This is a genomic window from Nonomuraea insulae, assembly GCF_042656245.1.
Window position 1 is genome coordinate 15139 of sequence record NZ_JBHSPA010000006.1, and the last position, 19723, is coordinate 34861.

The following is a 19723-nucleotide window of genomic DNA, read 5'->3' on the forward strand; positions in this document are numbered from 1 at the left end:
GCCGCCGCTCGCAGCGCCCACCGGCGAGCCGGCGGCCACCGGCGAGGAGCCGCTCGCGGCGCCCGCCGTGCGCGGGCGGCACCCGTTCACGCCGCCGAGCCGCACGCGGGCCTTCCGCGGCGGCGCGAACGGCGACAAGCTCGTCTACAGCGCCGTCGTCAAGGGGGAGAGCAACGGCGTCCACAACAACGGCGCGGTCATCCGGTACGGCGGCCTCACCCTGTCCAACATCGAGCAGCCACCCGGCGGGGACGTCGGCGCTTCGTGGCAGGAGTACTGGCGGGAGCTGCCCGACGACGACGATCCCGAGCCCGGCACGCCGATCAGGGCCGTGGCCAGGCTCGCGCTGCTCCTCGGCGTGGGCCTGCTGGCGGCCGGCCTGATCTGGGCCGTCATGAACGCCCGCGACCACCCGGTCGCGGTCACCAAGACCGCCGCGCAGACGGAGGTGCTGCTGGAGGAGGAACCCGCCGACCAGGTGCCCGCGGCCCCTGCCGCTACCGCTGCCGAGCGCGCGGACGGCTCCGGGCTGAACTCGGTGCGCAGGAAGGCCGCCCTGCCCAAGCCCGCTCCGCCGGTGGCCAGGCTGTCGCCGTCGTCGGCGTGGCTGGGCTCGGAGGAGCGTACCGGGTCGTTCTCCCTGTCGTGCACCGGCCGGTGCGAGATCACCTCGGCCACCGGCACGGACGGCATCGACGTGTCCGGGACCCGCTTCCGGGTCGGCGACGCCTACTGCCTCCGCAAGGAAGCCGAGCGAGGGAAGATCACCGTACGGTGGACGGGCCGGACCACCGGCGACGGCCGGCGTACCGGTGGCACCACCACCGCCCAGGGCAGCCTGACCATGAACGTGGCCTGGAACGGGTGCCGGTAGGGACCCCGCGGCCCCTACCGGCGACCGGTCAGAAGAAGTGGAACTCGCGGTCGGGCTCGGGCAGGTCGAGCTGGTCGGGACCGCGGAACCTGGCCGTGTCCTTCGGCACGTCGGCCAGCGGCGTGCCCAGCACGAACGGCACGCTCACGCTGCTCCTGGCCAGATCGATGGTGACGGTCGCGCCGGTGCCGTCCTCACCGGTGTACGTCGAGTCGGTGCCGGCCACCACCAGGCCGATCCTGTGGCCCTTCTTGAAGGTGTAGTCCTGCGGCAGCGTCAGCCACTTGACCGTGCCGTACGTGCCCGCGGGCAGCGGCTTGGACTGGCTGAGCGAGTCGCGGTTCTGCACGTCGATCCAGCCGCGGGCGACGATCTCCAGCGGCCGGGTGGCGACGTTGGTGACCACCTTGCGGTAGCAGGCGTCGTCGGCCGCGGTGCTCTCCCCGTGGCAGTCCTCCTCGGTGAGCGTGGTGATGCCCTGGCCGGTGCGCCAGTCGACGCGGGTGTCCGCGCCGAAGTCCACCAGCAGCGCGGTCAGGTTGGAGGTGGGCTTGTCCAGCTTGACCCGCAGGTCGGCGGTGGGGGTGCCGGACAGGCGCAGGTTCAGCGGGAGCGCGCCGGTGGTGAACGCCACCCGGCCCGGGTTCGCCGTGCCCACGTCGGCCACCATGGCGTTCTCACTCATGGCGACGTCGGTGAAGGTGGCGGTGCTGTTCCTGGCGGCGGGCCGCAGGCCGAGCGAGCCGTCGGCCGCGGGGCGCAGCGACGCCTTGAGCGCGAACGGGGCCGGCCAGTCGCGCTGGGTGGTCCACTGCGCCGGGCCGACCTCGACGTCGGCGCGGGGCTCACTCATGATCCCGTTGCGCACGCCGAGCAGCCAGTAGTCGAACCAGCGGTGCAGCGTGTCCACCCACAGGTCCCTGCGGCCCTGGAAGTCGAACGGGTCCACGTGCTGGGTCTGTCCGACCCAGATCTTGCGCGGCACGTTCCTGTCGGCCAGGGCCTTCCACCAGGTGGAGAAGTTGTCGGGCCGGACGTTGAGGTCGTTGACGGTGTGGATGACGAAGACGCTGGCCTTGACCTTGGAGGCGTCGCCGAGCAGGCCCTTGAGGTAGTCGCGCTCGGCCCAGAACGGGTTGTAGTTACCGGTGTCGTCGCCGTCCTCGGCGTCCATCTTGTCGCGTACCGGCTGACACTTGGCCTCGGGATCGGTGTCCACGTAGTTGGCCAGCCAGGAGGCGTAGTCATAGTTGTAGACGACGCCGTTCGAGCGCTGGTACTTGTACCAGGAGCTGATCGCCGAGATGGGCACGATGGTCTTGAGGCCCTCGACGCCCGTGGCGGCTACGGCGTTGGCCAGGGTGCCGTCGTACGACTTGCCGATCATGGCGGACTTGCCGGTCGTCCAGTCGGCCACGGCCGGGGTGCCGTCGGCCTTGACGGCCTTGGCGCGGCCGTTCAGCCAGTCGACGACGGCCTTGCCGCCCAGCACGTCGGCCTTGCCGCCGACGTCAGGGCAGCCTTCCGACCTGGTGGTGCCGAGCATGTCGACGTTGAGGACGGCGTAGCCGCGGGGGACGAAGTAGTTGTCGTAGAAGAGCGGAAATTTCGCGACATTTCCGGCGGCGTCGTACACCTTCCGCTCGCCCTCGTTGCCGCGGCCTGAGTTGTCGTAGTACGGGCTCTCGTCGATGATGACCGGCACCTTGAGCGCCGGGCCCGACTCCTTGGGCCGGATGATGTCCACCCTGACCTTGTCGAGGTTGCCGTCCAGGTCGCTGTCGACCGTCGACTCGACGTACACGTGCTCGCGGATGGCGTCCGCGTAGGAGAAGACCGGCTGCGTACGACTGTTCTCGACGCTTATGCCGGCTGTGGGTGGGCCCGTGGCCGGGCCGGCAGCGGCCTGAGCCGGGGTCGCGATCGCGAGGGTGAGGGCGACTGCGAAGAGGGCTGGGCGTAATTGGGACACGCGTGACCTCCGGGACAATTGACCAAATATGCGCAATCTCTCACCCGTCCCGGGAGGTGGCAAGATCCCAGGCATGGATGTTCTGGATCGGGTCCGAGGTTGCCTCCTGGGCGGCGCGATCGGCGACGCGCTCGGGGCGCCGATCGAGTTTCAGTCGTTGCGGGAGATCCGCAGGGAGCACGGGGCAGAGGGCATCACCGGATATGTCACGACCTGGCGCGGCAGAACCGGCCTGATCACCGACGACACCCAGATGACCCTCTTCACCGTCGAGGGCCTCCTGGAAGCCCGCACCGCCCACGTTAACCCGCCTCCCAGCACCTCCCCGGGACCGACGCGCCCACCCACCACCCCGCGACACCCTCTCGACGAGACGACGCCCGCGGCACACCGCGCCGCCGGGGAGGGCCGCGCCGAAGAGGGCCGCGCCGGAGAGGCAGCGGACCGCGGCCCACGGGCCGCGTCGATCGGCGGCGCACCTGACGCGACTGAAAGCGGCCCCGGAGATACGGCGAGGGGCGGCCCTCGGGGCCCGATGGCGGGGGGCGGCCCTCGGAGCGCGATGGCGAGGGGCGGCGGCCCTCGGGGCGCGATGGCGGGTGGCGATCGAGAGGCCGCGGTCGGGGCGGTGCGGCAGGCGTACCTGAGGTGGCTCGACACCCAGCGACACCGCACGCCCCCTCCCGCGGACCGCCCCCACCGGACAGGGTGGCTCAGGAACGAGAGCTGGCTGTACTCCACCCGCGCCCCGGGCAACGCCTGCCTGTCGGGCCTGGGCCGCCCGTTCCCGGGGAGGTCCGCATGGGGCGAGCCTGGCCCGGTGAACCCGGAGTCGAAGGGCTGCGGCACGGTCATGCGCTCGGCCCCGTTCGGCCTGATCGCGCTCGTCCCCAAAGAGGCGTTCGAGCTGGCGGCGGCCTGCGCCCAGATCACCCACGGCCACCCCACCGGCTACCTGGCCGCCGGCGCCTTCGCCGCGATCGTCGCGAACCTGATGACAGGCGAAGCGCTCGCCCCCGCCGTCCATGCTGCCCTGGAGCTGTTGTCCACCTACCCCGGCCACGACGAGACGAGTACGGCCCTGCGCGCCGCCCTGTCCCTGGCCTCGACCGGCGCGCACTCCCCCGAGGCCGTCGAATCGCTGGGCGGCGCCTGGGTGGCCGAGGAGGCCCTGGCCATCGGCGTCTACTGCGCCCTGGTCGAGCCCTCCGTGGACAGAGCCCTGCTGCTGTCGGTCAACCACTCGGGCGACAGCGACTCGACCGGCTCGGTCTGCGGCAACCTCCTGGGCGCCCTCCACGGCGCCACCGCCCTGCCCACGGCCTGGCTGCGCCCGCTGGAGGGCCGCGACACGATCGAACGCCTCGCCACCGCCCTGACCTGACCCCTTTCCCTGCGATCCTTCGGGGGTGACACCCCGCCCCGCCACGAAACCGTGCGTGCGCGAACGCGTCTAGGGTGGATGTCTTCAGCCGATGAGGAGAAGGTGCATGCGTAACGTCGCTCGGACCTCGCTCGTGGACGCCGCCATCGCCGAGCTCCGCCGTGAGATCGCCGAAGGGGTGTGGCCGGTCGGCACCAAGATCCCGTCGGAGAGCCGGCTCGCGGAGAGCCTGGGCATGAGCAGGTTGTCCGTGCGCGAGGCCGTGCGCGTCCTGGCCCACGCGGGGCTGCTGCACACCCGGCAGGGCGACGGCACCTACGTGACCGCGACCGACGAGTCCAAGGTCGCGCTCCAGCGCCGGCTCGACACGGCGGCCGCCATGGACATCATCGACGTCCGCCGCGGCCTCGACCTCGTGGCGGCCCGGCTCGCGGCGGGCCGCCGCACGGCCGAGGACCTGACCGCGATGCACGAGGCCCTGTCCCGCAGGGACGGCGCCGGCCAGACCGGCGACCTCGACGGCTTCGCCGACGCCGACGTGGACTTCCACCTGCGCGTGGCGGACGCGGCCCACAACCCCCTCCTCGGCGACCTCTACCGCAGCATGAGCGACGCGCTACGCGACAGCGTCAGGGACCAGGAGCAGGCGGCCCTGGTGCCCGACAAGACCCACCACGACCTCCTCCAGGCCATCGAGACCGGCGACGCCACCCAGGCGATCGCCGTCTCCGTCTCCATCCTCGACCAGCAGGAACGCGACCTCTGACCAAGGACGGCCGGACAAGAAAACAGGCACACGTGTTCGATGTCGGGGATGACGCGGGATCGGCCGAGACACTACCCTGGTGATGTGGGCCGGTGGGATGACACGGAACGCGCCGCGATGGTGGCGCTACTTCGGTGTACGCCCACGGAAAGAGGCGAGCGCGAGCTCGTTCAACAGCTCACTGATGAGGCCTCGGCGGTAGCGTTGCTGCGCCGGCGCCTGGCCCCCGTCGATCTGTTCTCCGATCCCATGGAAGAAGCGATAGCGAAGGCCAAAGAGGAGATCGCTTCCTGGGAGCAGGACGGCGTCCAGGTCATCACGTTGGGAGACGATCACTATCCGCACAGGTTGCGCGACGTGTTCGATCGCCCCCCGTTGTTGTTCGCCCGTGGGGCGGTCCTTGATGACGACGACGGCGTTGCGGTGGTCGGTTCTCGAGGGGTCTCATCCGAAGGCCGGGTGATCACGGCCGAATTGGCCACGCGGCTCGTCGAGCGCGGCCTTACCGTCGTCTCAGGCTTGGCCGCCGGTGTCGACACCGCGGCGCATCAGGCCGCGCTTCGAGCGGGCGGCCGGACGGTGGCCGTCATCGGCACCGGAATCCGTAAACATTTCCCCCCGGAAAATCGCGATCTTCATCGAGAGGTCGCCGAACACGGGGCGGTGTTCTCCCAGTTCTGGCCGGACAAAGCCCCGGACAAAACGACGTTCCCGCTGCGCAACGGCACGATGTCGGGCTACAGTTTGGCGACGATCATCGTTGAGGCCGGCGAGCGCAGCGGGACCCGTATCCAGGCGCGCAAAGCTGTGGAACACGGCCGTCCCGTGATCCTGATGCGTTCCGTCATCGATCGCACCGAGTGGGGACGGGTTACGGCTGGTAAGCCGGACGTTCACGTGGCTCAGGACGTTCTCGAGGCGATGACCATCGTCGATGACCTGCTCGACCGCCCCAAGCAGCTCGAAGATTTGCTTTCACAGATAGGCTGACTCCCTTTGGCGGAGACATCACCGGTGCTACGGGAGATGATTCGCGAGCGGCTTGGCGCGATCATGACGAACCCCCTCCGAATACCGAACGTCACCTGTGAGATCTGCACGGGACCCGTCGCGCCGCGATACACGCGGTGCTACCGGTGCGACAGGGATGCCCGACGAGGAGATGCGCCCGTCGCCCGCCGGGTCATCCCCTTGACCTATGCCATTGTGGGCACCCAGGCAGACCGGGACATGTATCGCTACAAAGATCCCATGCCCAAAGCTCAGCGGCTCCGCAATCCCTCCTACCAGCGGTTACTCCTTCTCCTTCTGGGATTCGCGCGTGCCCACGCATCATGTCTCGATGTCGTCGCGTCCAGGCCCGCCACAGGTGTGGCGACGGTCCCCTCGCTTCGAGGACGTCCCGGCACCCATCCCCTCTGCACTCTGGCGGCCGTTCTGCCGGAGCATTGGAACGAGGTAAGGCTCGAAGCCACGCCTGACATCCCTGAGATGCAGCGGCGTGAGGCGCGGCCTGAGCACTTCACTCTGCCCGATCCAGCAGCTGTGGCGGGCAAGCACATCGTCGTACTGGAGGACACCTGGGTTCAGGGCGGCCACGCGCAGTCCGTGGCCTCCGCACTTCTGCTTGCGGGGGTGGCGGAGGTGAGCATCGTGGTCATCGCCCGCCGTATCCGTACCGACTTCCAGCGATCGCTTGTTGAGCAGTCGCTTCAGCAGATACTCACCGATCGCGAGTACTCCGTGGACATCTGTCCCGTCACTGGCCGCCACCACTGACCGCAAGTGTCACGGTTGTAGATAACCCAGCAGCACGGCCATCCCCAGTGCCAGGGAGGCGGTGGCGGCGAGCAGGGCGACTGTGCCTGTGCGGCGTTCGGCTGTGCCGTGCCAGAGCAGCAGGTCGAGCGCCGCGAACAGGCCGAGGCAGACCGTCTGCAGGAACAGGAACAACGCCGCGTACGCCCGGGGCCGGTGGGTCTCACGCAGGGAGTAGACGGCGCAGAGCAGGAACAGCAGCGAGGTCATCGCGATCAGCGGCAGCGACAGGCCGTCCACGCCGACGTGGTAACCGGCGCCGACCGAGGGGATCCAGCGCAGTCTGGTCTGGTACGCCAGGCCGCCGCCGTACCCGATCCACATCGCGACGACCAGGGCCAGGTCGGCGGCGGTGGCGGCGATCCAGATCCGGATGGCCGCCCGCGCGCCGAGCCTGGGCAGGGCCAGCGCCGCGGCGGCGACCAGGGGCAGGAAGATCACTGTGGAGAGCGCGTTCATCCCAGGACGGCGAAGGCGACGGCCAGCACGATCAGCGCCACGGCGGCCTGGGCGAAGTAGAGGTGCACCTGGCCGGTCTGGGGCCGTCTGGCCAGCGCCGCCGATCGACCTCGGCCTCGACGAGCAGCCGCACCCGCGTCCCGTACGGACACCCCACGACGAGCACCCGGGGCCGGAGGGCGGCCTGGCGCGACAACCACCCGCTCAAGCCCACCTGAACGCCCCCTCCCGCCAGGCGTAGAGCACCCCCACCAGCAGCAACCCCAGGAAGAGGAACATCTCGACGACCGCCATGGGCCCCAGGTCGGCCACGACGACGGCCCACGGATACATGAAGATCATTTCCATGTCGAAGGCGAGGAAGATCAACGTCACCGCGTACCAGCGCACGTGGAAGCGCGACATCGCGTGCTCACGAGCCCGCGCCCCCGACAGGAACGGCCTGACCTGGACCACCCCGCGAGGCGCGAGGAAGGCGGAGACGGCGTACACCCCGGCGATCCCCACGCCGAGCAGCGCCACCAGCCCCAGCACCGCCCCCACAAAGCCTCCCCCATCAGGTGAGAGCCGGGATGCGCCCGCGACGCGTGCCGCTCGGGAAGAACGGCGTCGCGGGCACACCCCGGCGGTCTGTCATCCGGAGATCACGATGGTCTCCGCCGAGGCGTCCACCGGCGGATCGGGCTCCTCCGTCCTGCGCCGCCTCAGACGCGGCAGGCGCAGCGCCCCCACCGCCAGCACCGCGCCACCGGCGACGGCGAGCAGCAGCGTCCAGGCGGGCACGCCGCTCTCCTCATCCCGAGGCTGGGGCTCAACCCGAGGGGCCGCCGTGGCGACCTCCTGAACGGTCGCCGACGCCGGAGCGGGCAGTGGCGGCCGTACGGCGTCCCAGTAGTCCTCGTTCGCCCCGGTGAGGGCCCCCGCCAGATCGGCCGGCACGGGATCGATCCGCAACGAGCCGGGCACGGTCAGCGTCCCCACCTGGTACGGCTGGAACGGCCCCTGCACACCCTCCACCCTCCACACACCCTCCTCCAGCACCACGGACGTCGCGTAGTGCCCCGCCTCGGGCAGCGCCGTCCCCCCGAACTCCACGCTCTTGCCGTCCGCCCGCGTGAACCGCAGCCCGACGGGCGACATCTTGCCCTCGAACGGATGGGTGCCGTGTTGCAACACCCAGAAGCCCAGCGCGTACGACTGCCCACCGGCGAACCGGGCCGGCGCGGGATCGACGTACGTCACCGCCCAGTTCCCGGCCGCCGCGGCCGGGACCGGCAGCCAGCAGGCGACCAGCACGGCCGCCAGCGCGAGCAGGATCTTCCTCATGAGACCACCTCCGGTGTAGATACACCGGGAGCGGCCCCGAGGTTCTCCGGCACCCCCAAAAGGAAATGCGACATTTCCCGATAAGACGCGCACAATGGAGTCAAAGGCGAGAATTCGGCGAGGAGCAAGGAGGCTTGCGCCGTGTCCGCCGCCGGACGTGAATATCTGACCGCGATGCTCGACGTGCTCGTTTACGAGAACATATTGGTGGCGTGGCGACGAATGCCGCTGGGCGAGTACATGATCGTCTCGCACGAGGGCGAGGAGATCAGGCTGACCGCGCAGCAGGCCGACATGTGGACGAGGGGCGCTTTCGCGGTCTATCTGGCACTGGTCGACCAGCGCCGCATCACGCCCCGCATCCCCGGCGACACCGCCCAGAATATGGAGCTCTGACCACGCGATATACCGCCGGTCACGCACCAGGTCACCGGATGACGCCGGCGACGGATCGGGCGCGCGAGAAGGCTCCCGCGCACCCGCCCTAGACCGCCCGAGTACCTCTCACGCCTTGTTGTTCATGAACTGCGAGATCTTCCACTCCCCGCCGTCCCGCGTGAGCAGGAACAGCTCACGGAAGTTGTCGTTGCCCATCTTGCTCGTCGACCGCACGATGGCGTCGTCGCTGCCCGCCGTACGCGACTCCTCGATGGTGTGCGTGGCCTGCTTCCAGCCGTTCGCGCCCGCGAGCTGCTTCTGGAACAGGCCCTTGATGGCGTCGCTGCCCTCCGCCGTGGGCTGCCCGTTCACGGCGGCCACCGCTTCGTTGGAGAAGGACTCGGCGACCTGGTCCACGTTCCCCGACTTGAGCGCGTTGAAGAAGGCCTGGACCGCCGACTCCGCCTGGCCGCCGGCCCCGGTCGGCGAGGCCTCGCCGGTGGAGGTGTCGCTCTGCTCGGGCGACATGGAGTCCATGTCCGTGGGCCCGCCAGGGCTCGCCGCCCCCTTCATCGCCTGATTGTTCGCGGAGCAGCCCGCGATGAGGAGGGCGGGGACGATGGCCGCCAGCAGGAGTGCCCTGCGCTGAGAAATCTTGCTCATGGCCGCTTTGATGCCCCCGATGATCGACGGCGAATGCGCGGTTTAGGCAGTCCGCACGGCCCCTTTACCTGGTCCAGGTATTACTCACGGTAACGGTTCACGGAAGTTGGAGAGACCGGTCAGAGTTGTGATCGTTGCCGCACCGATACCAGCGGGCGCGGGAGCGCCGATAGCGTCCATCTAGTGCCGCGAACCCAGGCGAACCCCGAACCCCTCCCCCAGCGCGACGACGCCGAACGCTGTGACAGCGTTGTGTCAGAACGGCGGTGCGTGCTTCCAGCGGCCCACCGCAGCCAGCATGTCTACCCCCCGGTGGACGCCGGCGCCGTGGAGACCAGAGCCTAGCCTGCCGCCTGCCCGCCGCGCAGCCGATACGCAAGGACAGCCGCAGCCGTACTGCGTGATCACGCTGAGTGAACATCTCCCTCGCGTGAGGGAGGTGCCCGCGCGGCCGTTCGGCTAACTTCTGAAGGTGTGAGCGTTCCCTGGAAGGCGGTGCTGTACCAGCTCCTCGGCGCGGCGCTGCTGACCCCGGTGGCGGCGGTGCCCGCGGTGGTGCTGCTGACGGAGTTGTCCCTGCCGCGCATCCTGCTGCTGTGGGCGGTGTGCCTGCCGGCCTCGGCGCTCGTGGCGTGCGTGCCGCTCGTGTCGCGCCTGGAGGCCATCGCGCTGGCGGAGCTGCTGGGCGTGGCCGTGCCCGAGCGTGCCGACGGCCTCTACCTGCGGGTGCTGACGGCGCTGCACCTGTTCGTGGGGGCCACGCTGAGCGCGGGCGTGCTGGCGCTCGTGCCCGGGGTGGCCGGGGTGTTCGGGCTGGGCAGGTGGCGGGCCGGGCCGGGCGCGATCGTGGAGGTGTTCGCGCTGGTCGCGATCGCGCTGGCGGTGATGGTCGGCGCGGGGTACGCGCAGCGGTGGGCGGCGCGCGGGTTGTTGCGCTCGGACCCGTCGCTGGTGATCGAGGAGCTCGGCCGCCGCCAGCGCCTGGCCCTGGAGTTGCACGACTCGGTGGGGCACGCGCTCAGCGTCGTGCTGGTGCAGGCCATGGCCGCCCAGGCGGCCCTGGAGCGGCCCGCGACCGTCCCGGTGGCCGAACGCTCGCTCGGCCACCTGGTGAGCACCGCCAGGGACGCACAGCAGGAGCTGGACGTGCTGCTCAGGGTCCTTGACGAGAACGCTGCCGAGAACGCGGCCGGCATGCCGCACGCCCCCACCCTGGCCGCCCTCGGCACGCTCCTGCACGGCCTGGACGTGGAGTGCCGCTCCGACCCCGTGGACCGGGTGCCGGAGGCGACGTCGCGGGCCGCGTACGCGATCGCCAGGGAGGCCGTCACCAACGCGCTCAAGCACGGCCACGGCCCGGTCAGGCTGGACCTGACCGTCGGGGACGACCTGGTCCTGACCGTGGAGAACGCCGCCACCGGCCGGGCCGCGGCCGGGGAGGGCCGCGGCCTGGTGGGGATGCGCATGCGCGCCCGCCTGGCGGGCGGCACGTTCGAGCGCGAGGAGACGGACGGCACGTGGCGGATCAGGGCGGCACTGCCCGCCGGCTAGACGCCTGCCTCCACCCGCTCGTCGACGAGGCTGACCTCGACGTGCCCGCTGTCTCCCACCCGCACGGGGTAGACCCGCACGAACACGCCCTCCTCGTCCAGGCAGCGCCCGTCCACCAGCGAGAACACCTGCTTGTGCAGCGGCGAGGCGACCGTCGGCTCGCCCTTCCTGGTGCCGACGATGCCGCGCGAGAGCACGTAGGCCCCGCTGAACGGGTCGAGGTTGGCCAGCGCGTGCAGCTCGCCGTCATAGGTACGGAAGATCGCCACCTGCACCCCGTCCACCAGGGCGCAGACCCCGCGTTCCGGCAGCAGAGTTTCGTAGGAGCAGATCGCGGTCCAGTTCATCGGGCCATCACCGGCCTGATCTGGCCGCGCTCGTTGTCGAACACGATCGACGGGTCGGGCACCCCGGGGGCGTTGACGAAGCTGACGAACCTGCGCAGCTTGTCCGGGTCGTCCAGCGTGGCCTGCCACTCGTCGGCGTACGTGGCGATGTGGTTGTCCATCTGCGCGTCCAGGTCGGCGCAGATGCCGAGAGAGTCGTTCATGATCACCTCACGGAGATAGTCGAGCCCGCCGTCCAGGGACTCGATCCAGGTTGCGGTGCGTTGCAGCCGATCGGCGGTGCGGATGTAGAACATCAGGAACCTGTCGATGGTCCTGATCAGCTCGTCGGTGCTCAGGTCCTTGGCCAGCAGGTCGGCGTGGCGGGGCTTGAAGCCGCCGTTGCCGCCGACGTACAGGTTCCAGCCCTGCTCGGTGGCGATGATGCCGAAGTCCTTCGACCGGGCCTCGGCGCACTCGCGGGCGCAGCCGGACACGGCCGACTTGAGCTTGTGCGGCGAGCGCAGGCCCCGATAGCGCAGCTCCAGGGCGATGGCCATGCCCACCGAGTCCTGCACGCCGTAGCGGCACCACGTCGAGCCCACGCACGACTTGACCGTGCGCAGCGCCTTGCCGTACGCGTGACCCGACTCGAACCCGGCCTCCACCAGCCGCTGCCAGATCTCGGGGAGCTGCTCGACCCGGGCCCCGAACAGGTCGATGCGCTGCCCTCCGGTGATCTTGGTGTAGAGACCGAAGTCACGGGCCACCTCGCCGATGACGATCAGCTTGTCCGGCGTGATCTCGCCGCCGGGGATGCGCGGGACGACCGAGTACGTGCCGTTCTTCTGGATGTTGGCCAGGAAGGCGTCGTTGGTGTCCTGCAGCGTGGCCCGCTCGCCCTCCAGCACGTGCCCGTTGTGCAGCGAGGCCAGGATCGAGGCCACGGCCGGCTTGCAGATGTCGCAGCCCCTGCCCTGCCCGTGCTGGGTGATCAGCTCGGAGAACGTCGCGATGCCGCGCACCCGTACGATGTCGAACAGCTCGGCCCGCGAGTACGTGAAGTGCTCGCACAGAGCCTTGCTGACCTCGACGCCCGACTTCTCCAGCAACTGCTTGAGCATCGGCACGCAGCTCCCGCAGGTCGTGCCGGCCCGCGTGCACGCCTTGATCCCGGGCACGTCGGTGACGCCCTTGTCGGCGACGGCGGTGCGGATGTCGCCCGCGCACACGTTGTTGCACGAGCACACCTGGGCCTCGTCCGGCAGGTCGAGGCTCGCGCCCGCGCCGCTGAACAGCAGGTCCGACGGCGAGGCCGGCAGCTCCTTGCCCACGAACGGCCGCAACGACGTGTACGGCGAGGCGTCGCCCACGCAGATGCCGCCGAGCAACGTCCGCGCGTCGTCGCTGATGAACAACCTCTTGTAGACGCCGCCCACCGGGTCCATGTACGTGACGTCGAGCGCCCCCTCCATGGCCCCGAACTGCGCCACCTCGACACCCAGCAGCTTGAGCTTCGTGGACATGTCGGCGCCCTCGAACGTCGCCGAGCCGCCCATGATCCGGTCCGCCGCCACCTCGGCCATCGTGTTGCACGGCCCAACGAGGCCATAAACCATACCGCCGGCCAGGGCACACTCGCCCACCGCGTAGATCGCGGGGTCGGAGGTCCGCATCCCCGGATCCACCACGATGCCACCCCGGCCGCCGACCTCCAGGCCCGACGACCTGGCCAGCTCGTCACGCGGCCTGATGCCCGCGGAGAACACCACGACCTGCGCGTCCACCAGCGTCCCGTCGGGCTTGAGCAGCCCGGTCACCTGGCCGTCGACGGACACGATCTCCTGCACGCCCGCGCCGGCGTGCACGCTCAGCCCGAGCCCCTCGATGTGCGACTTCAGCACCGAGCCGCCGCCCTCGTCCACCTGGCGCGGCATCAGCCACGGGCTCATCTCGATGATGTGCGCCTTCAGCCCGAGCGCCCGCAGCGCGTCGGCGGCCTCCAGGCCGAGCAGCCCGCCGCCGACCACGACGCCCTCCACGGCGTCCTTGGCGGCCACCCTGATCGCGTCCAGGTCCTCGATGGTGCGGTAGACGAACGCGTGCTCGGCGCCCGGCACCGGCGGCACGAACGGCGCGGAGCCGGTGGCCAGCACGAGCACGTCGTAGGGCTCGATGTCGCCGCCGGCCAGCGTGACCTGGCGGGCGTCCCTGTCGATGCCGGTGACCCGGCTGTTCAGCCTGGTCACGACCCCGGCGGGCACCTCGTAGGTGAGGTCCTCGACGGTGGTGCCCGACAGGTAGGAGGTCAGCGCCACCCGGTCATAGGCCGGACGCGGCTCCTCACCGATCACGGTCACGGTGCCGTCGAAACCCTTGCTCGTCAGGGCCTCGACCAGCCGGTGAGCCGTCGGGCCATACCCCACGACAACGATCTTGCTCATACGGCGACTCCCTCTTGCTCGCACAGCCAGCCGACGATGCCCTCGACGGCGTCGCGGCAGGTTCCGCATCCGGTCGTGGCCCTGGTCGCGGTCGCGACGGCGTTCACGTCGCGCGCCCCGGCCTCCCAGCAGGCCCTGATCTGGCCCTTGGTGACGTTGTTGCACTGGCAGACCTTGGCCGCGTCCGGCATCAGCGTCGGGCTGTCGGCCACGGGCGCCGACGACAGCCCGGGGAACAGCAGCCCGGCCCGGTCGCCCGGCAGCGGCCCGCCGCGGTCGAAGAGCTGGGTGAGCGTGCCGACGGCGTCGCTCTCGCCCAGCAGGATCGCGCCGACCAGGCGGCCGTCGCGGATGACGAGCTTGCGGTAGGTGCCGCGGGCCCGGTGGCTGAAGCGCACCACCTCGGCGTGCTCCTCGCCGAGCTGCGTCTCTCCCATGGCGGCCAGTTCGACGCTCTTGGCCTTGAGGCGGGTGACGAGGCGGGAGCCGCGGTAGAGGGCCTTGCCGCCGGTGAGGATGTCGGCGGCGACGGCGGCCTGCTCCCAGGCGGGGGCGACCAGGCCGTAGACGGTGCCGTCGTGCTCGGCGCACTCGCCGATCGCGAAGATCGAGGGGTCGTCGGTGCGCAGTTCGTCGTCCACGACGACGCCCCTGCGCACCTCCAGCCCCGCCTCGGCGGCCAGTCCCGTGACGGGGCGCACGCCGCAGGCGAGCACCACGAGGTCGGCCTCGACGAGCTCGCCGTCGGCGAGCCGCACGCCGTCGTCCTCGATGCCGGAGGCGCTGACGCCGGTGCGGATCTCCACGCCGAGCCCGGCCAGCGTCTCGCCGAGCACCTCGCCGGCCTCGACGTCGAGCTGGCGTTCCATGAGGTGGCCGGCCAGGTGCAGGAGCGTGACGGGCAGGCCGCGCCCGGCCAGGCCGCGGGCGGCCTCGATGCCGAGCAGGCCGCCGCCGACGACCACGGCCCTGCGGGCGCGCTCGGCGGCGCCGCTGATGCGTTCGCAGTCGTCGAGCGTGCGGAACGGGATGGCCCGCTCCACGCCGGGGATCGGCGGGACGACGGCGTCGCTGCCGGTGGCCAGGACCAGCAGGTCGTACGGCTCGCGCCGCCCGTCCGCGGTGACGACGTGCCTGGTCTCCCTGTCGATGTGGGCGACGGCGCTGCCGAAGGCGGCCCGCACGTGGTGCGCCTCGTACCATGCGGGGTCGACGAGCCGCACCTGTTCCGGCCTGGAGCTGCCGGCCAGCACGTTGGACAGCAGGATCCGGTTGTAGGGCCGGCACGTCTCCGCGCCGAACACGGTGATCTTCATGTGCGGGTCACGGGTGCGTACTTCGCTGACCAGTCGTGATCCGGCCATCCCGTTGCCCACGACGACGAGCCTCATGAGTCCCTCTCCACCCTCACCGCGCAGACCTTGAACTCCGGCATCTTCGACGTCGGATCCAGGGCCGGGTTGGTGAGCCGGTTGGCGCCCTCCCAGTGGAAGGGCATGAACACGGTGTCGCGCCTGATGGCGTCGCTGATCCTGGCCACGGCCTTGCTCTCGCCGCGCCTGCTGCTGACCCGCACGATGTCGCCGGCCGTGATGCCGAGCTGTTCCGCCAGGTCGGGGTGGAGTTCGACGAACGGCTCCGGGGCGGCCTGGACGAGCTGGGCGATCCTGCGGGTCTGGGCGCCGCTCTGGTAGTGGGCGAGCACGCGGCCGGTGCTCAGGTGGACGGGGTAGTCCGCGTCGGTCTCCTCGGCGGGGGGCCGGTGCTGGACGGGCACGAAGACGGCCCGGCCGTCCGGGGTGGCGAAGGAGTCGAGGAAGGGGCGGGGCGTTCCCGGGTGCCCAGGGGAAGGGCAGGGCCAGAACACGCCGGTCTCTTCGGTGATGCGTTCGTAGGTGATGCCGGAGTAGTCGGCCAGGCCGCCCTGGCTGGCGCGGCGCAGCTCGTCGAAGACCTTGACCGGCTCGGTCTCGAAGCGGTGCTCGCCGAGCCGTTCCGCGAGTCCGGCCAGGACGTCCAGGTCGCTCCTGACGCCCTCTGGCGGCGCGACGGCGCGGTTGCGGAGCAGGACGCGGCCTTCGAGGTTCGTCATGGTGCCGCTCTCCTCGGCCCATTGGGTGACGGGGAAGACCACGTCGGCCAGGGCGGCGGTCTCGGACATGACGAAGTCGCAGGTGACGAGCAGGTCGAGGGCGCCGATGCGCTCGGCCACGTGCTCGGAGGCGGGGGCGGAGATGACGGGGTTGGAGCCGAAGAGCAGCAGCGCGCGCGGACCGCCGGGGGTGCCGAGGGCGTCGAGCAGCTCGTACGCCGACCGCCCAGGACCGGGGATGTCCTCGGCGGGGATCCCCCAGACCTTCGCCATGTGCGCGCGAGCGGCCGGGTCGTCGATCTTGCGGTAGCCGGGGAGCTGGTCGGCCTTCTGCCCGTGCTCGCGCCCGCCCTGCCCGTTGCCCTGCCCGGTCACGCACCCGTATCCGGAGCCGTAGGTGCCGGGCAGGCCCAGGGCGAGGGCCAGGTTGATGAACGCGCTGACCGTGTCGGTGCCCTTGGCGTGCTGCTCGGCGCCGCGCCCGGTCAGGATGTACGCCTTGTCCACCGCGGCCATCGCCCTGACCGCCTGCCGCATCTGGTGCACGGGCACGCCGGTGATCCGCTCGACGCGCTCCGGCCACCAGGAGGCCAGCGAAATGCGTACCTCCTCGAACCCGGTCGTCCTGGCGGCCACGTACGCCTCGTCGACGAGTTCGTCGGCGATGGCCAGGTGCAGCATGCCGAGGGCCAGCGCCAGGTCGGTGCCCGGGGTGGGCTGCAGGTGCAGCCAGGCCAGCTTGGCGGTCTGGGTGCGGCGGGGGTCGATGACGATCATGCGCGGGCCGGTCAGGTGGCGCACGAACGGGGGCATGGTCTCGGCCACGTTCCCGCCGGCCAGCAGGACGACGTCGGCGTCGCCCAGGTCGGTGATCGGGAACGGCATGCCCCGGTCCATGCCGAACGCCTTGGTGGAGGCGGCGGCGGCCGAGGACATGCAGAAACGGCCGTTGTAGTCGATCTGGCTGGTCGCGAGGGCGACCCTGGCGAACTTGCCCAGCGAGTACGCCTTCTCGTTCGTCAGCCCGCCCCCGCCGAACACGGCCACGGCGTCGGGGCCGTGCTCGGCGCGGATGGCGGACAACCGGTACGCCACGTAATCCAGTGCGACGTCCCATTCCACGGGCTCGCCGTGCAGGAGGGGGGCGGTCAGGCGCTCGCCGTTGGTGAGCAGCTCGCCCGCCGTCCATCCCTTCTGGCACAGCGCCCCCGAGGCGTTGGCCGGGATGTCGGTCCGCGGGCTGATCTCCAGCCCGGGACCGATCTCCATGCCGCACTGCAGGGCGCAGTACGGGCAGTGCGTCTTGGTGGGCGCCTTCGTCGCCACATCAGACCCGGGCATGGGCGAGGCTCGCCACGGCCTTGACGCCGACCTTGCGGGTGTAGCACCACCAGGTCAGGGCGAAGCAGGACACGTAGAAGAGGCCGAAGGTGAGGAAGGCGGGGGCGGGGGTGCCGGCCGCGGCGAACGACATGCCGAACGCCCGGTTGATGAGGAACCCGCCGAGCGCTCCGACCGCCGAGATGATGCCGATGGCGGCCGCCGCCTGGCGCTTGCCGTACAGCAGGGCCTCTTCGCCCTCGCCGCGTTCGGCCACGGCCTTGGCCTGGAAGATAGCCGGGATCATCCGGTAGGTGGAGCCGTTGCCGACGCCGGAGGTGAGGAAGAGGAGCTGGAAGGCCAGGAAGAACAGCCAGAAGTTGCCCGACGTGCTCGCCAGCCAGACCAGCAGGATCCCGGCGCCCATGGCGGCGAAGTTCCACAACGTGACGGGGGCGCCGCCGAGCCTGTCGGCCAGCCAGCCGCCCACCGGCCTGATCAGCGATCCGACCAGCGGCCCTGCGAAGGCGACCGCGGCGAACGGCGCTTCGGGGAACAGGCTCTGGCTCAGCAGCGGGAAGGCCGTGGAGTAGCCGATGAACGAGCCGAACGTGCCGATGTACAGGAAGGACATGATCCAGGTCTGGGCCTTGCCCGCCACCGAGAGCTGCTCGCGCGGGTCGGCCTTGGCGCTGGTCAGGTTGTCCATGAAGAAGAAGGCGCAGGCGCCGGCCACGACGACGAACGGGATCCAGAACCACCCGGCGGCGGCCAGCCCGAGCGAGCCGATCACCAGCGGCATGACGAGCTGCACGGAGCTGACTCCGATGTTGCCGCCCGCGGCGTTCAGCCCGAGCGCGAGGCCCTGCTTCTTGCGCGGGTAGAAGTAGGTGATGTTGGCCATGCTGGAGGCGAAGTTCCCGCCGCCGAAGCCGGCCAGGGCGGCGATCACCAGGAAGAGCCAGTAGGGCGTGCCGGGGTTGTTCACCGCCACGCCCAGCAGCACGGCGGGGATGAGCAGCAACGCCGCGCTCACCACGGTGAAGTTGCGCCCGCCGAACCTGGCGGGGCCGAAGGTGTAGGGCACCCGCAGCACCGAGCCGATGAGGTTCGGCAGCGCGACCAGCCAGAAGAGCTGGTCGGTGGTGAACTCGTACGACCCCATCTTGGTCGCCACGATGCTCCACAACGTCCACACGGTGAAGCCGAGGTGCTCGGCAACGATGGAGAAGATCAGGTTGCGTCGTGCGACGCGCTTGCCTGAACTCTCCCAGAAGGCTGGGTCATCGGGGTGCCACTCGGCGATCCAGCGCGCCATCGACCTCTCCTACGCTCGGCGTCCAGGGTCACCAAGGTAGGAAGCGCTCGTTACGCACTCTGACAGTGCGTGAGTGTGCATGCGTTACGTGTGATTCACCTCGGTAACAAGCCACGCACAAGCGTCACCTCGGAAACATGCGCGTAATGATCGGTTACCTGGTGGTCTCTCGGGTAACAGCACTCACAGCGAGGGGGGAAACATGATCAAAAAGCTGCACCAGATGGGCATCCGGTCCGGTCATATGTACACCGCGGGGGCGGCGTCGATCGCTCTGTCCTTCGGGACCTGGCTGTTGTCGAAGAATGTCGAGCAAGCCGGGCTGGACAGGGCCGACCGCTGGGGGATCTTCATAGGGCAGTGGGCGCCCACGTTCATCGCGCTGGGGGTCGCGTTGCGCCTGGAGGAGACCCACCGGGACCTCGAAGAGCCGGAGTTCGGCACATTCGACCAGGCCGAGACCACACGGACCCGGTCGCACGCCGGCGTTTGACGAATGTGTCACGCAGGTCACGTCACCGTGCGTGACCTGCGTGACGTCCGGCTCAGTCCCTCCGCTCGGCCAGGCGCTGAAGGGGCTCGTCGGTCAGCCGGTAGCGGTACCAGTCGTCCTGGTTGACCGCGCCGAGCTTGTCGTAGAAGCCGATGGCGGGCTCGTTCCAGGTGAGGACGGCCCATTCCAGGCGCTGGTATCCGCGTTCCGCGCAGATCTCCGCCAACTCTCGCATCAGGGCGATGCCGTGGCCGCCGCCGCGGTGCTGGGGGCGTACGTACAGGTCCTCCATGTAGATGCCGTGCACGCCGCGCCAGGTGGAGAAGGTGAGGAACCACAGCGTGAAGCCGGCCACCTCGCCGTCCTGCTCGGCGATGTGCACGTAGGCGGCGGGCTTGTCGCGGAAGAGCGTGTCACGCAGCCCTTCCTCGGTCACGCGCACCTCGTGGGCGGCCTTCTCGTACGTGGCGAGCTCGCGGATCATGCTGACGATCGCGGGCACGTCAGCGGGGGTGGCAGGACGAATCATGGGATTCAGG

20 protein-coding genes are annotated in these 19723 nt (G+C 70.3%); 8 read left to right on the top strand and 12 right to left on the bottom strand.

The features are described from left to right. On the top strand, positions 1 to 874 hold an 874-nt coding region (locus ACFPZ3_RS02805; RefSeq protein WP_379512329.1), incomplete at its 5' end, for a hypothetical protein. 28 nt (positions 875 to 902) lie between these two features. Here ACFPZ3_RS02805 and ACFPZ3_RS02810 read toward each other — a convergent pair. Next, on the bottom strand, positions 903 to 2846 hold the full coding sequence (locus tag ACFPZ3_RS02810; RefSeq protein WP_379512330.1) for a Xaa-Pro dipeptidyl-peptidase: 1944 nt from the start codon (positions 2844 to 2846) through the stop codon (positions 903 to 905). 73 nt (positions 2847 to 2919) lie between these two features. Here ACFPZ3_RS02810 and ACFPZ3_RS02815 point away from each other — a divergent pair, with 73 nt between their 5' ends. The 4 genes from ACFPZ3_RS02815 (at position 2920) to ACFPZ3_RS02830 (ending at position 6775) form a co-directional block, all read left to right on the top strand. Continuing rightward, positions 2920 to 4230 carry an ADP-ribosylglycohydrolase family protein gene (locus tag ACFPZ3_RS02815; RefSeq protein WP_379512331.1) on the top strand — a complete coding sequence of 437 codons (1311 nt, stop codon included), beginning with the start codon at positions 2920 to 2922 and terminating at the stop codon, positions 4228 to 4230. A gap of 106 nt (positions 4231 to 4336) precedes the next feature. Beyond that, positions 4337 to 4996 (top strand): FadR/GntR family transcriptional regulator, encoded by a 660-nt coding sequence (locus ACFPZ3_RS02820; protein ID WP_379512332.1) that lies wholly within the window; start codon positions 4337 to 4339, stop codon positions 4994 to 4996. Between the two features lie 84 nt (positions 4997 to 5080). Beyond that, positions 5081 to 5986, top strand: a complete 906-nt coding sequence (locus tag ACFPZ3_RS02825; protein WP_379512333.1) for a DNA-processing protein DprA — start codon at positions 5081 to 5083, stop codon at positions 5984 to 5986. A 6-nt stretch (positions 5987 to 5992) separates the two neighbouring features. Further along, positions 5993 to 6775 carry a hypothetical protein gene (locus ACFPZ3_RS02830; RefSeq protein ID WP_379512334.1) on the top strand — a complete coding sequence of 261 codons (783 nt, stop codon included), beginning with the start codon at positions 5993 to 5995 and terminating at the stop codon, positions 6773 to 6775. A 9-nt stretch (positions 6776 to 6784) separates the two neighbouring features. Here ACFPZ3_RS02830 and ACFPZ3_RS02835 read toward each other — a convergent pair whose 3' ends face one another. From ACFPZ3_RS02835 to ACFPZ3_RS02850, 4 genes are all read right to left on the bottom strand, one after another. Next, the gene (locus tag ACFPZ3_RS02835) at positions 6785 to 7273 is read right to left on the bottom strand and encodes a hypothetical protein (RefSeq protein ID WP_379512335.1); all 489 of its coding nucleotides are present in this window, start codon (positions 7271 to 7273) and stop codon (positions 6785 to 6787) included. Then, a complete protein-coding gene (locus ACFPZ3_RS02840; protein ID WP_379512336.1) occupies positions 7270 to 7425 on the bottom strand; it encodes a hypothetical protein in 156 nt (51 codons plus the stop codon). The genes ACFPZ3_RS02835 and ACFPZ3_RS02840 overlap by 4 nt, the downstream gene beginning before the upstream one ends. 52 nt (positions 7426 to 7477) lie before the next feature. Further along, complete coding sequence (locus ACFPZ3_RS02845) at positions 7478 to 7816, bottom strand: NADH-quinone oxidoreductase subunit A (RefSeq protein WP_379512337.1); 339 nt, start codon at positions 7814 to 7816, stop codon at positions 7478 to 7480. A gap of 90 nt (positions 7817 to 7906) precedes the next feature. Continuing rightward, on the bottom strand, positions 7907 to 8599 hold the full coding sequence (locus ACFPZ3_RS02850) for a hypothetical protein (protein ID WP_379512338.1): 693 nt from the start codon (positions 8597 to 8599) through the stop codon (positions 7907 to 7909). A gap of 141 nt (positions 8600 to 8740) precedes the next feature. Here ACFPZ3_RS02850 and ACFPZ3_RS02855 point away from each other — a divergent pair, with 141 nt between their 5' ends. Beyond that, positions 8741 to 8995, top strand: a complete 255-nt coding sequence (locus ACFPZ3_RS02855) for a hypothetical protein (RefSeq protein ID WP_379512339.1) — start codon at positions 8741 to 8743, stop codon at positions 8993 to 8995. Positions 8996 to 9103: 108 nt separating this feature from the next. Here ACFPZ3_RS02855 and ACFPZ3_RS02860 read toward each other — a convergent pair whose 3' ends face one another. Further along, positions 9104 to 9640, bottom strand: coding sequence for a YybH family protein (locus ACFPZ3_RS02860; protein WP_379512340.1), 537 nt, complete (start codon positions 9638 to 9640; stop codon positions 9104 to 9106). Between the two features lie 474 nt (positions 9641 to 10114). Between ACFPZ3_RS02860 and ACFPZ3_RS02865 the strand changes: the two genes are divergently transcribed. After that, entirely contained in the window at positions 10115 to 11191 is a 1077-nt protein-coding gene (locus ACFPZ3_RS02865; RefSeq protein ID WP_379512341.1) for a sensor histidine kinase, read from the top strand. Here the strand turns inward: ACFPZ3_RS02865 and nirD are convergent. The 5 genes from nirD to ACFPZ3_RS02890 are packed head-to-tail and all read right to left on the bottom strand — an operon-like array spanning position 11188 to position 18691. After that, on the bottom strand, positions 11188 to 11538 hold the full coding sequence (nirD, locus tag ACFPZ3_RS02870; protein ID WP_379512342.1) for a nitrite reductase small subunit NirD: 351 nt from the start codon (positions 11536 to 11538) through the stop codon (positions 11188 to 11190). The genes ACFPZ3_RS02865 and nirD overlap by 4 nt on opposite strands. Continuing rightward, positions 11535 to 13961, bottom strand: a complete 2427-nt coding sequence (nirB, locus tag ACFPZ3_RS02875) for a nitrite reductase large subunit NirB (protein ID WP_379512343.1) — start codon at positions 13959 to 13961, stop codon at positions 11535 to 11537. Before nirB ends, nirD begins: the two co-directional genes overlap by 4 nt. Continuing rightward, positions 13958 to 15352, bottom strand: a complete 1395-nt coding sequence (locus ACFPZ3_RS02880) for an FAD-dependent oxidoreductase (RefSeq protein ID WP_379512344.1) — start codon at positions 15350 to 15352, stop codon at positions 13958 to 13960. The genes nirB and ACFPZ3_RS02880 overlap by 4 nt, the downstream gene beginning before the upstream one ends. Next, positions 15349 to 17394, bottom strand: coding sequence for a molybdopterin oxidoreductase family protein (locus ACFPZ3_RS02885; protein ID WP_379512345.1), 2046 nt, complete (start codon positions 17392 to 17394; stop codon positions 15349 to 15351). The genes ACFPZ3_RS02880 and ACFPZ3_RS02885 overlap by 4 nt, the downstream gene beginning before the upstream one ends. Next, on the bottom strand, positions 17381 to 18691 hold the full coding sequence (locus tag ACFPZ3_RS02890; protein ID WP_379512346.1) for an MFS transporter: 1311 nt from the start codon (positions 18689 to 18691) through the stop codon (positions 17381 to 17383). The genes ACFPZ3_RS02885 and ACFPZ3_RS02890 overlap by 14 nt, the downstream gene beginning before the upstream one ends. A gap of 202 nt (positions 18692 to 18893) precedes the next feature. Between ACFPZ3_RS02890 and ACFPZ3_RS02895 the strand changes: the two genes are divergently transcribed. Beyond that, complete coding sequence (locus tag ACFPZ3_RS02895; protein ID WP_379512347.1) at positions 18894 to 19184, top strand: hypothetical protein; 291 nt, start codon at positions 18894 to 18896, stop codon at positions 19182 to 19184. 52 nt (positions 19185 to 19236) lie between these two features. Here the strand turns inward: ACFPZ3_RS02895 and ACFPZ3_RS02900 are convergent, their stop codons facing one another. Continuing rightward, positions 19237 to 19713: a GNAT family N-acetyltransferase gene (locus ACFPZ3_RS02900; protein WP_379512348.1), complete on the bottom strand. Its 477-nt coding sequence runs from the start codon at positions 19711 to 19713 to the stop codon at positions 19237 to 19239. Positions 19714 to 19723 lie beyond the last annotated feature (10 nt).